The sequence below is a fragment of the Pseudoalteromonas sp. BZB3 genome, assembly GCF_040104455.1.
In the GTDB taxonomy this organism is placed as follows: Bacteria; Pseudomonadota; Gammaproteobacteria; order Enterobacterales; family Alteromonadaceae; genus Pseudoalteromonas.
Genome location: NZ_JBECOS010000010.1, coordinates 425,906 through 438,549, shown reverse-complemented (window position 1 = coordinate 438,549; position 12,644 = coordinate 425,906). Strand labels below are relative to the sequence as shown.

General features: G+C 39.9%; 10 protein-coding genes. 3 read left to right on the top strand and 7 right to left on the bottom strand.

What is annotated here, in order from left to right:
- Positions 1-259: 259 nt before the first annotated feature.
- Positions 260-1,024 carry a hypothetical protein gene (locus ABMY35_RS12330; RefSeq protein WP_349286461.1) on the bottom strand — a complete coding sequence of 255 codons (765 nt, stop codon included), beginning with the start codon at positions 1,022-1,024 and terminating at the stop codon, positions 260-262.
- A 324-nt stretch (positions 1,025-1,348) separates the two neighbouring features.
- Between ABMY35_RS12330 and ABMY35_RS12325 the strand changes: the two genes are divergently transcribed.
- Positions 1,349-4,267: a M14 family metallopeptidase gene (locus ABMY35_RS12325; protein WP_349286460.1), complete on the top strand. Its 2,919-nt coding sequence runs from the start codon at positions 1,349-1,351 to the stop codon at positions 4,265-4,267.
- Between the two features lie 80 nt (positions 4,268-4,347).
- On the opposite strand, the gene ABMY35_RS12320 is transcribed toward ABMY35_RS12325, so the two are convergent.
- From ABMY35_RS12320 to ABMY35_RS12305, 4 genes are all read right to left on the bottom strand, one after another.
- The gene (locus ABMY35_RS12320) at positions 4,348-4,854 is read right to left on the bottom strand and encodes an NUDIX domain-containing protein (RefSeq protein WP_349286459.1); all 507 of its coding nucleotides are present in this window, start codon (positions 4,852-4,854) and stop codon (positions 4,348-4,350) included.
- A gap of 128 nt (positions 4,855-4,982) precedes the next feature.
- On the bottom strand, positions 4,983-6,035 hold the full coding sequence (locus ABMY35_RS12315; protein WP_349286458.1) for an aldo/keto reductase: 1,053 nt from the start codon (positions 6,033-6,035) through the stop codon (positions 4,983-4,985).
- A 90-nt stretch (positions 6,036-6,125) separates the two neighbouring features.
- Positions 6,126-6,821: a LytTR family DNA-binding domain-containing protein gene (locus ABMY35_RS12310; RefSeq protein ID WP_349286457.1), complete on the bottom strand. Its 696-nt coding sequence runs from the start codon at positions 6,819-6,821 to the stop codon at positions 6,126-6,128.
- Positions 6,812-7,861, bottom strand: coding sequence for a histidine kinase (locus ABMY35_RS12305; RefSeq protein WP_349286456.1), 1,050 nt, complete (start codon positions 7,859-7,861; stop codon positions 6,812-6,814). The genes ABMY35_RS12310 and ABMY35_RS12305 overlap by 10 nt, the downstream gene beginning before the upstream one ends.
- A 130-nt stretch (positions 7,862-7,991) precedes the next feature.
- On the opposite strand from ABMY35_RS12305, the gene ABMY35_RS12300 reads away from it, so the two are divergent.
- Together ABMY35_RS12300 and dinB are read left to right on the top strand one after the other, a co-directional pair.
- Complete coding sequence (locus tag ABMY35_RS12300; RefSeq protein ID WP_349286455.1) at positions 7,992-8,981, top strand: prolyl oligopeptidase family serine peptidase; 990 nt, start codon at positions 7,992-7,994, stop codon at positions 8,979-8,981.
- A gap of 180 nt (positions 8,982-9,161) precedes the next feature.
- The gene (gene dinB, locus ABMY35_RS12295) at positions 9,162-10,232 is read left to right on the top strand and encodes a DNA polymerase IV (protein WP_349286454.1); all 1,071 of its coding nucleotides are present in this window, start codon (positions 9,162-9,164) and stop codon (positions 10,230-10,232) included.
- On the opposite strand, the gene ABMY35_RS12290 is transcribed toward dinB, so the two are convergent.
- Positions 10,229-10,417, bottom strand: coding sequence for a hypothetical protein (locus tag ABMY35_RS12290; RefSeq protein ID WP_349286453.1), 189 nt, complete (start codon positions 10,415-10,417; stop codon positions 10,229-10,231). The two genes, dinB and ABMY35_RS12290, sit on opposite strands and share 4 nt — an antisense overlap.
- 569 nt (positions 10,418-10,986) lie before the next feature.
- On the bottom strand, positions 10,987-12,360 hold the full coding sequence (locus ABMY35_RS12285; protein WP_138568098.1) for a dihydroorotase: 1,374 nt from the start codon (positions 12,358-12,360) through the stop codon (positions 10,987-10,989).
- Between the last annotated feature and the right edge of the window lie 284 nt (positions 12,361-12,644).

Below are 12,644 nucleotides of genomic sequence, written 5' to 3'. Positions count from 1 at the left end.
ATTATCCGACATCAAACTAAAGAAAAAACGGGCGCGAGTGAAGATTGAGTGACTAATGTTTTATGCTGAAAATAATTCGGCAGAAATTCACTCGCGCACTTTACAACGGCTGACTAATGGGTGACCCTGTAAGTTTTCTTTCTGTTCCTTACTAAACATTTTTTATAACTTTAACACGTAACAGAGCACAGAAAAGTTGATTTAAGTTAGCTTTGTCATTAAATAACTGACTTATTACCAAAGTCTTATTTTGGAGAGGTCACTGCTTCTTAGGTAACCACTTTTCCATCGCAGCATCAAAAGCTTTCTCAATTTTATCTTTATCGCACTTATAGGGCAGACCTCGCCAAGTGGTCGGCAGACTTGAATCGATAGAGCGATTGTTTGGGTCCATTTGGTTGTCTTTAAAACAATATGCGCCTTTTTGATATAGTCTATAGGTTGGTCCTTGATAAACCAGTTTCGGCAAGTCTTTATTTTCACGCGCTTCTTTGTGCTTTTTTGGGGTTGAGATCCGGCCATTGCCAAAACGGTCAACCGATTGAGTTGTGTTATTTGATTGCTGCGTAGAGAAATAGTCATGCTCACCTGAGCGAATGTTATCGAGCGCTTTGAACGGATCTATTCTCGGTTTTTCTAAATTATTTTTGTTTGTGTCATGCACTTGAATTTCTTCTGTCTCTTTTTGAGTCTCTATTTTTTCGGTTTGTACGACAGCGGGTTGTGAAGTGACTTGTGTTTGCTCTGCTAGCGCGTTTTCATCGGCTTGTTCGGCTTGTTCGGCTTGTTCGGCTTGTTCGGCTTGTTCGGCTTGTTCGGCTTGTTCGGCTTGTTCGGCTTGTTCGGGCACTACTTTAGCTTCAACTTCTACCTCGGCTTCAGGCTCCTCTATCACTAGGTACGTTTTCATCGTAGGTTGTGGTTTTGGCGGTATAGGCAGCACAAATTGCTTGTGAAGAAAGTACACAATCAATATATGAAATAACACTGATATGGTGAGTGCTTTTGGTAATCCCTTTAGCAAGAACTTACTCCGATTGTTCATAACAGCCTGATTTGAGTAGGAACAGGTGAAAAAGTTCATTTTTTAGAGACAATGATAAAAATGGGCTTCCTAGGCTAAGTTTGTAATTAGTCGATTAGCGACAGGTTATCAATGACATGTTAGCTATCATTGGAATAATTTGAGTTTTGCATCTTGCAATAGCTTGAAAAACTTAATTTATTTAGGAATAGCCCGTTTATCGCACAGTAATTGAGCGGTGTTTTTGTGTGTGATAATGTAACATTTTTAATGGTGGCAAATTTTCATTGCTATTCAAAGTAAAATAACAAAAAGGTTTCAATAATGCGCAATAAACTGCTCTCACTAGCTATAGCGAGTACTTTAGTGATAAGTTCGCACGCTTCTGCAAATATGAGTCTTGCACCGACTGAACTGCAAGGATTAAATTACAACAAGTCACTTGTCACTGGCGCATTAGACGCCAAGATACCTTCGCCTGAAAGTATTCTAGGGTTTCCTGTTGGTCAAAGAGCTGCAACGCCTGAGCAAATCACCGAAGCACTCAAAGTGTGGCAAAAATCCAGCGACAAAATTCAGCTAGTAGAATATGCACGCTCACATGAGGGAAGACCCTTACATTACCTAGTTATTTCTTCTCCTGATAATCTAGCGAAAGTGGACAGCATTAAAGCTGACTTAGGTAAGCTAGCAAACCCCATTAACTTATCAAAGCAAGAAGAGCAGCGCATTATTGATCGCTTACCAGCGGTTGCATGGATGGCATATTCTATTCATGGCAATGAAGGGTCTGGCAGTGACGCTGCTCTAGCAACAATTTACAAGCTTATTGCCTCAAAAGATCAAGATATTAAGTCATTACTTTCGGATACTGTGGTTATTGTAGATCCGCTTATGAACCCTGATGGTCGCGCTCGTTTTACGAAAGAGCTTCAGCAACGAAGGGGCACCTCTCCGAATATTGATACTCAGTCAAAATTACACACAGATGCATGGGCAACTGGACGCAGCAATCATTACTTCTTTGATTTAAACCGTGACTTTATTTTAGGCGTTCACCCAGAGACTCGAGGTATTGTTAAGTCTATCAATGAATGGAATCCACAATTGATGATAGATGCCCATGAAATGGGGCCGATGGATTCTTATTTGTTTGGTTTGGCTCGACAGCCAGTTAATAAAAATTTATCTGAGTCTTCTCTAAAATGGGGGGAAATATTTGAAGCCGATCAGGCTCAAGCATTTGATGATCAAAAATGGCCTTATTATACCGGTGAGTGGTTAGAAAACTTGTATCCAGGTTACTCAAGTTATGCCGCTTTTAGAGGCACGATTCATATTCTGTATGAGCAAGCCCGCATTAAAGAAGATGGTGTCATGCAGCATAATGGCAGAATTGTGAGCTATGCAGAATCGGTAGATAAACAATATGTGAGTAGCATCGAAAATTTAAAGACCCTAGCGAAACACTCAAAAGCAATCTATCGTGATTTTGTTAAAGATAAGCGAAGATTAATCTCTGATAACAGCCCGTATGCAGATCAGAGCTTCGCAATTTTACCTACGAAAAATAAACAGCGTTTAGCGAAGTTTATTGACTTGATGCAGCTACAAGGTTTTGAAATTCATCAAACAACCAAAGCAATAAAAGTTAAAAAAGCCAAGACTCAGCTTGGCGACATTATTTCTTCAGAGCTGCCTGAAGGCACTTTAATTATTCGTAACCGACAGCCACAAGGGCGACTCATTTCTACTATGCTCGAGTTTGACGCTAAGATTAGCAATGACGTATTAGTTGAAGAGCGTCAAAGAGTGCTACGTGATGGCTCAAGCCTTATGTACGATGCCACAGCTTGGAATATCACCATGATGCACGGCCTTGAGGCTTTGACAATACCACAACATGTCACTGAGCATATTCGCATATTTGAGCCATCTGATGAAGAGCCATTTATCATCAAAAAAGCGGGCTCCATTGCCTATGTTGTAGATGGTAATAATGATGCATCTGTTGGCTTTGCTGCACGTTTAATGGAGCGCGGTGTCACTACTAAAGTAATCGACAAAAGTACAGTGTTAGATGGAGTGACATTAAGCCGTGGTTCAATTGTTGTGTCGCGTTATGACAATGAATTTTTTGATGGTGATCTTGATCAGGTTGTGGAGCAGACCGCAACTGAAGTTAAAGTCACAGCGCAAGCCATTCGTTCTGGTTTAGGTAATAGAGACTTGCCAGACATTGGCGGCGCGCATTTTAGGGTATTAACCCAACCTAGAATTGCTATTTTAAGTGGTAACGGCATTAACTCACTCGACTTCGGCACGATTTGGCATTCAATTGATAGCAACTTAGGGATCAGACATTCTCATTTAGACAGCAACCGACTGAGTTACACTGATTTGAGGCGTTACAACACCTTAGTGATACCTGCAACTTGGTATAGCCAGTTGAGTAAAGGTGAATTATCGACGATTAAAACTTGGGTAGAGGCTGGTGGTACGTTAGTGGCAATCGACGGCTCTGCCGTGCCATTTACCAGTAAAGAGGCTGGTTTAAGTCGAGTAAGACAGATCCAAGATACTTTAAAAGAGGTTGAGCAGTACGATATTTCTTTGCAAAGAGAGTGGCTTGCTCAGCAAAACAGTTACGCTGAAATTGAGAGCATTTGGTCGCATGATGCTGCGAAAGATATTAATTACCCTTGGAAGAGCGGAGCAAAACCAAAAAGCGAAAATGAGCTTAAGAAGCAATATAACTGGTTAGCTAAATTTAGACCTTCAGGCGCAATTGTAGCTGCGCGAACTGACCAGAAACATTGGCTTACTTTTGGTTCACCAGAGGTGATCCCTGTTTTAATTTCTCGAAATCCTGTTCTGATGGCAAAAGAGGGCGTTCGTTCTGCAGTTAGACTTGGAGCTTATCAAGAAATGAGCAAAAGCGAATGGGGTCAAATAGTAAAGCAAGCAAAAGATAAAGAGTTAGATCGCAAAGTAGGTTGGTCGAGCTTGCCTGATAAACAAGAGTTGAAGCTGCGTATGAGTGGTCTGCTTTGGCCTGAGGCGAGCAAACGTATAGCGAACTCTGCTTATTTAACACAAGAGCGTAAAGGCAGCGGACAAATCATTTTATTTGCAGGGCAGCCAGTATTTAGAGGGTCAACATTAGCGACAAATCGCTTACTGCTAAACGCATTGGTGTATGGCCCTGGCCTTGGTGCACGCCAACCTGTCACTAATTTATAAACGAAGTATTTGGAAGGCTGATAAAGCTATGTCTTTTCAGCCTTTATTTTTAATAACAATTTTTCTAACAAGAAAGTTGTCTAATTAATCAAACGCTTTTTTATTTCCTCTAATAAAAATATCTCTCTTTGAATCGATAAGCCCTTCTTTTCGCTTTGTGCCAAAGTGTGTTTGTTATGCGCAATGGCCTCATCAATATTCACCCAAACAGGGCGCATGCCGTTGGCTACTTCGTAGTGTTCCATTTGCGGTTTATCAAACTCTCCACAAATCTCACACACATAACAATCAGACACGATATGCACATAGTCGAAATCGTCTTTGTACCAAGCTCGAACTTCTTCAAATCGACCAAATGCAGTGCATTGGGTAATGCTTTTAACGCCGGTTTCTTCTTGTAGTTCACGTAGCAAAGCAGCTTCAATGGCTTCGTTTTCGTCAACACCACCACCAGGCAGCGTGTAATCGTCATAACGCTCTGTGAAGAGTAATAGAATGTCGTTGCCGTTTAAAACAATGGCGCGTGCGGTATGACGAGTGAAAATTGAACCTTCGGGTTTGAGAGGTGGTGTATTGAGTAACTGCATTGGAAAACTGACCTTTAAAATTTCGGCTGTCAGTATAACGATTAGAACGAGTGATTACAGCTATTGAGGCAATATTTGGGAATAACAAAAGGGCTCAGAAAGAGCCCTTAAAATAATCTAAATTCGGATTAAAAAGGTGCAGGGTAGCGACTGAATATGTCAGCTACGTCATTTAATGCTTCCTCAGAAAGAGACATATCAAATGCGGCGATGTTCTCTTTTAATTGACTCATATTGGTTGCGCCAATAATGGTTGAGGTCACGCCTTTGACTTGATCGCACCATGCAAGGGCTAATTGCGCGGGCGTCATATTCAGTTTTTTCGCTAAAGCCACGTATTCGGTAGTGGCAAGGCCTGCTTGTTCAGTGTCTCTGAATAAACCTTGACGCTGAACCAGTGTCCAACGACTGCCTTCTGGGCGCGCACCGTTTAAATATTTTCCTGTCAGCATGCCTGCGGCTAGCGGTGACCAAGGTAAATAAGCTATGTCTTCATGCCAGCAGTTTTCAATTAAGTATGGCCAGTCTTTGGCATGCAATAAGCTGAATTCATTTTGAATTGATACAGGTTTTACTAAGTTATGCTGCTCAGCAAGCCGTAAGTATGTGTTTATGCCCCATGTCGTGTCGTCAGATAAACCCCAATGACGGATTTTTCCTGCTCTAATACTCTTTGTTAATGCTTCAAGAATGGCTTCCATACTGGCGATTTCAGCTTGCGTATCGACATCTACAAAGTTGTGGCCATTAGGTTTGTGCTGTGCAAAATGCGGAGATTGACGATTTGGCCAATGCAATTGGTATAGATCGATATAATCGGTATTTAACCTTTCAAGAGAATCATCAATGGCCTTGTAAATGGCGTCGGGCGTAATAGGTCCGCCATTTCTAACCCAGCTTAAGCCTGGGCCTGCAATTTTGGTAGCAATCACCACTTGCTCACGCTTTTCTTTATGACGTGCAAGCCAATTACCAATTATGGCCTCAGTTTTACCGTAGGTCTCCGGTGAAGGTGGAACTGCGTACATTTCAGCGGTATCAATAAAATTGATTCCCTGACTGAGGGCATAATTGATTTGTTCATCGGCATCATGCTGATTGTTTTGTAAGCCCCATGTCATACTACCAAGACAAATACGAGAAACATCTATTTGACTGCTGCCTAAACGACTAAATTGCATGGGTATTCCTTGTTGTTATTTAAATTTTGCTGAATAAGTGTAGTGGATAATTAGTATGAGTAAAAGTAGCAGCGTTTCATGGCTACTAGGTTAAAAGGCATTTTCTATAATATGTCTGTAGGTTTTACCAATGGTTAAATCATGACCATGAATAATAAGGTGATCTTTATCTATAGAATCTACTTTAGACTTATTCACTACATAAGAGCGATGGATTCGAATGAAGTCATCATTTGGTAAACTTTGTAGAAAGCTCGATAAATTCCCTAAAAGTAATAAGCTTTTTTCTTGCATAGTCACTTCGGTGTAATCACCTTGCGCCGTTAAAAACAGTATTTCGTCTAAAACCAAACGCTTTTTTGCTCCCCCGTCTTTAACAAAAATGTAGCGAGAAGGGGCCGCTGGTGGCAAAGATACAGCTTCTCGAGGATTTATTGCAGCGTGTGCTTTTGAAATGGCTTTAAGAAAGCGCGGTAATAAAACCGGTTTTACAATATAGTCAATCACATCTAATTCAAACGCATCGACAGCATAGTGGCTGTGAGCTGTGATAAAAATCACACGGGTTTGTTGTGTTAATGATTGCGCCATTTCAATTCCTGAAATTTGAGGCATATTAATGTCACTGATCAATAAATCTATTGGGTTGGCATTAATGAAGCTGAGTGCATCAATTGCATTGGTGAAACTTCTTACCACATTAACAGAGTCAATGCTTGCACAGTACGCTTGCAGTAACTCAATAACATGATGCTCATCGTCAAGTAAAACTACATTTAATTGCATGGAATAGTTAACCTTACAGTGTATGTGTCAGGCTGATTGTTCACTTCATAAGAGAAGTTATCATCAAATAGAATAGTTAGTCTTTTTAATAGGTTATTTAGCCCAGAGCCACTGGCATGATAGGCGCTACTTTGCTTTACAAGAACACTCAAATTGGAATTGCTCACAGCAATGACCATTTTTTCGGCTTCAATGTTGAGTTTGATCTCTACAAAACTATTAGGGTCATTTAACAGCCCATATTTACAGGCGTTTTCTACTAAAGGGTTTAGTAGCATGGGGGGGATCTGCTGGTGATTTGAAATGGGTGCGTACTCAAATCTAATATTGGCGTGTTCGCCAAGCCTTAATTTTTGTAGCCCTAAATACGCTTCGATATGGTCTATTTCGTCTTCTAATTTAACAAATGATTTATTCGACTGGGATATGGTGTATTGCATCAGCGACGATAATTGCCCAATGTGCTCAGCAAGCTCATGCTGATGACTTACATAAGCTTTACTATATAAGGCGTTCAATGTGTTAAATAAAAAGTGAGGGTTGGTTTGGCTTTTAAGCAGTTCTAACTCTGTTTGCAGAGTATTGAGTTTAATTTTATTAAAGTGCTGCCTTTGTTTAATTAGGTTAATGATTGAATAGGTAAATATTGCGCTGAATGAAAAAACCGTTTTAACGAATGAGTTAACCAATAAAAAGTAACTGTGATGCTGATACTCAAGCAATCCACTTGTGGTTGCTAAGCGGTTTAAATCACCCCATGTACTAATGCAAACCGCTAACACCATTAATAGCAGGATAACCCCGACCTTTTGTAAATAAGGTTGGCCCGCAAAAAACACCAGAGCGAAATAAGTTAAATAAAAAACGCCTAGGTTAATGGCAAACCCAAGCCATACCCCTTGGAAAAAGAACTTAGGCGGAATGTGTTGGCCTGTGGTTGCCGAACTAACAAACAGCGAAGCGAGCAGTAATAGCAAGACCACTGCGCAATGAATGACTAGCGCAAGCTTTGAGTGAAAAATGTGTATCCTTTTTTTCATTATTATTCTTTTATCGAGTCTAGATGGGGTGTTTAACGAGTCTTTTAATGCTTTCGTAGATTACTACACCCCCTTTTGAACGGTAAATATACCATGTTTGCTAATTAAGTAACCTTTTAGGAACTGAAAAATGTTTATTAAATCAATGTTATTACTTAGCTTGTTAAATCCTTTTAGCTCAGGTGAACAGCTTCCATCAATAGAGTCTCAACTATACAAGGCGGATGATGTTTTACACGTTGAGTCTTGTTTTGCCCATGAACGTGCAACCTATGATGGTTTTGTTTCATATAGCGTAAATGAATTCAAAGCGTCTGGTGGTAAAGCCTTTAGTAGCTTAACAGACGAGATATTTAAAGAACGATTTAAAGCCGGTTTTTATGAAAAGTTTAAGCGCAATATTGATTGTTATTTAATTCAATATCAGTCTGAAGGAGCCGTCGTCGATGGTTATCTTGTCACCGAAAAGGACAATAACGAGGTTTTACCTTTAGTGATTCATAATCGTGGTGGAAACGGTGAGTATGGTAAATCAACCATTTTAAGCATGTTGTCGCATATGCCCTTACTGAAAGAGGGGGCAATAGTGATGGGAAGCCAATACAGAGCAAAGGATGAATTTGGTGGGGCAGATGTGAAAGATGTACACGCTTTAATTGAAATCGGCAAAAGCTTAGCAAGCGTAAAAAAAGACGACATCAATATGATAGGCGTTAGCCGCGGCGGCATGATGAGCTATCTTGTTGCTAAGCAAAGAGATGATATTAAAAAATTGGTAATACAAGCAGGCATGTCGGACTTAGCGCTTAGCATGAGGGAGCGACTAGGGTTTAAGGCAGTTTATGAAGCGCGGATCCCTAATTATTCTGAATCGCCAAATGTTGCACTGCATGCTCGCTCAGCAATCAATTGGGTTGATGAGATAAATGAAAGAGTAGAAATCTTATTGCTACATGGCGATGCAGATAAGCGAGTAGATGTAAAAAATGCGTCAAATATGGCAAGTAAATTGGCGAGTCTAAACAGAAAGCACAAGTTAGTTATTTATCCTGGTGGTGGTCATTCACTCAAAAAAGAAAAGAGAAAAGTAAACAAAGAGATTTCTAATTGGTTGTTTTAACTTAAAAGGTTAGGAATATGAAAGTTCAGAACTTTAAGTGCTACCTATCTGAATTCTATAAAAATAAAGCACTTAGAAGGAAATATGCTTTAGATTGTAAATAAGATAGACATTCTAATTTATATGACGATAATGTATGTATATACAGTGTTTTTGCTTGAGCGGTCTGTTGTAAATCTAATGGCGAAATATAACAAATTTATCCACATAGACATGGATTGCTTTTATGCCGCGGTAGAAATGCGCGACAACCCCGAGTTGGCTAAAGTGCCAATGGCGATTGGCGGCAATAGCAACCGTGGGGTTTTGGCGACATCAAACTATATTGCTCGTGAATACGGAGTGCGAGCTGCTATGTCTAATTATCAGGCAAAAAAGCTGTGCCCGCATTTACGCATCGTGCCGGGGAGAATGTCACTCTATAAAGAAATCTCGCAGCAGATCAGAGCCATTTTTGCCCGTTATACCGATTTAATTGAACCTTTGTCTTTAGATGAAGCTTACCTAGATGTGACGGATTGCACTCAATACAAAGGTAGCGCGACTTTAATTGCACAACAGATTCGTGATGATATCTTTAGAGAAACGGGTTTAACGGCCTCAGCTGGGGTGGCGCCGATAAAGTTCTTGGCGAAAATTGCCAGCGATGAAAATAAACCAAACGGACAATTTGTGATCACCCCTGATAAAGTGGATGCATTTATTGAAGGTCTACCACTTAAAAAAATTCCCGGTGTAGGTAAAGTGACAATGCAAAAATTGCTTGCCCATGGTTTTGAGTTTGGTCGAGATATCAAAAATGCCGATGAAACATTATTAAAACAAAAGTTCGGCAAACTAGGCGATATGTTATGGCGTCGTTGTCATGGTATTGATGAGCGCCGCGTTGAAACTGACAGGGTGCGTAAGTCAGTGGGAGTTGAAACCACTTTTGAAAAAGACACCGCTGATATTGATGTATTGAAAATGCGTATTATCAAACAATTATTACCCGAGCTTAAAAATCGAGCCAGCAAATATCTAGACGAGCAACACATCATAAAATTGGGAGTTAAAGTGAAATATTTCGACTTTCAACTTGTTAGTAAAGAATGCCAGTTTGATAAGTTAGACAGTGCTTTATTTTGTCAATTATTAACGGATTTACTTAAACGGAATCAAGGTCACAAAGCCGTTCGATTGATTGGCATTCAGGTGGGGTTATCGGCTAAAGAAACAAGCCATAACCAAATGCACTTATTTTCTAGTTAGCTGCAGCTACTATGATAAAAACCGTTGTCGTGTTGAATTATCATGTAGGTTAAAGCTGTACCCTTGTTGTCGTGGTACCAACTAAACTCTATTTCTAGACCGCTAACAATAAATGTGCGGCTGATCTCTATGGCATCTTTAAAGCCATCTACTGCTTTTCCGAAAATTGCTTCTATGTCTTCCACTCTTGTGTCTTCATCAAAATAAAAAGTGTGTTCGCGGAAAAAATGCCACTAGTGTATGAGTTATACCAATCCTCAATAATACTCAATCAATTTTAGGGACTAAAACTGACGTTAGCTTCGTTAAAAATTTCTTATTTAGAACAACTAAATAGCAAAATTTTAGCCTTGCCTACATGGATGTAGGTACCTCAGCGAAAGCAGGACGCGTCAGCGGTGCTATCGACCAGTTTTCCTTGCCTAAAAATAGATCGCTTAATTAAGAGGATTGGCATTAAAAGCATGAAAGCCGTCAGCAAAATTTAAAAATAGGCGGGTAAAACTATTGTCTTCTAGAGTGAGAGAATAGCCGCTGTTAAAGCATTTTCTGTACTCTCTTTTATTGGGTTTACCTTTATTTTTTGTTAGGGCTAGTGCGCCGAATAAGTGAACATCCAGGTAAAATTTCATATTATTTTAAATGTGATTTGGCTTTGGTCAGTTTAAACAGGTGAGTGGCGTGAAGCAAAAAATACCGCCAAGGCTAATATCAGCTTTGGCGGCAATAGTTAGGTTTTTAAAAAACGAATACCTTAAGCATTTTTTACGTAAATGCGCTCTTCCCATGGCAGGAGTTCTAGTTGTTCCCCTTTTTTACTGGTATCAAATTCGCCGTTATCAAATACCTTATGGCCGTTCACATAAGTTTGTTTCACTTGCGCTTTAAAAGTTTGGCCTTCAACTGGACTCCAACCACATTTATATAAGATATTGTCTTTAGATACAGTCCAAGGCGAGTCCATATCTACAAGTGTAAAATCGGCTTTATAACCTGGACGAATATAGCCTCGGTCTTTAAAACCATAAAGCAGTGCAGGGTTATGGCACATCTTTTCAACTATCTTCTCAAGAGTAAGGTAACCTTGTAGATGAAGCTCAATCATGGCAACCAATGAGTGCTGCACAAATGGGCCGCCCGACATTGCTTTGAAGTACGTATTTTGTTTTTCTTCTAAAGTATGTGGTGCATGATCAGTGGTAATGATATCGATGCGGTCATCGTTAATCGCAGCAATGAGCCCTAAACGGTCCTGCTCGGTTTTGATAGCTGGGTTCCACTTTATTAAGGTACCTTTTTCTTCGTAGTCGCTGTCGTTAAACCACAAATGATGCACACTGGCTTCAGTTGTAATGCGTTTTTCTTCAAGTGGAATATCATTGCGGAACATCGCCGCTTCTTTCGCTGTGGTCAGGTGTAAAACGTGTAAACGCGCATTGTGTTTAGTGGCTAAACGAATTGCGCGTTCGGTTGCTTTAACACACGCTTCTTCAGAGCGAATAATAGGGTGAAATTTAACAGGTACATCTTCGCCATATTCAGCTTTAAACTTTTGCTCGTTCTCGTGAATGATGCCTTCGATCTCAGCATGGATAGCAATGATGTTCTTACTCTTTGAAAAAATCTTATCTAAGGTTTCTTCACTATCTGCAAGCAAGTTTCCTGGGCCTGCGAAATATAAGCCATCGTCAGATAAACAAGAGTAGCCAGTGGTATCTGTGTCTAGTAACGCATCAACATTATCGTTATTCAGGCCCATATAAAAGTCATAATTCGCCAGAGATTTGGTCGCAGCCAGTGCGTTTTTAGCTTGCCAAACTTCATGGTTTAATACGTTTGGACGAGAATTTGGCATATCAATATAGGAAGTGACACCACCTGCAACAGCAGCTTTAGATTCGCTTTCCATATCGGCTTTGTGTGTTACACCTGGATCTCTAAAGTGAACTTGACCGTCAATCACACCGGGTATTAAGTACTTACCTTCTGCATCAATAATAAATGCATCGGTGTATTCAGGCATAGTTTCACCAATGTAAATAAAGCGGTCTTGCTCAATAGCTACGCTGCCGTTGAATGTTTGTCCTTCATTAATAATCACAGCATTTGTGATGATAGTAATCGCCATAATATTTCACTTTTCTTGGTAGTAATCGTTGATAAGAAAGCGAGTAGCTCTCTGTATACTTTGGGGTTGCTAGTTTTGTTATATCGTAACATTTTAATTTGTATCTATCTTCAATGAATGAGGTTTTTTAAGCGCTAATGAACAACTTCACTATGACGAAAAAGTTGTTACTCCCTTGAGTGATTAATTCGATGTTTGAAATACAATAACCCCATGTTTTATAGGGTGACTAAAATCTTAATTTGAAATTGTAAATTTCGTGTTAAGGTGGAGGAGCGTAAAAA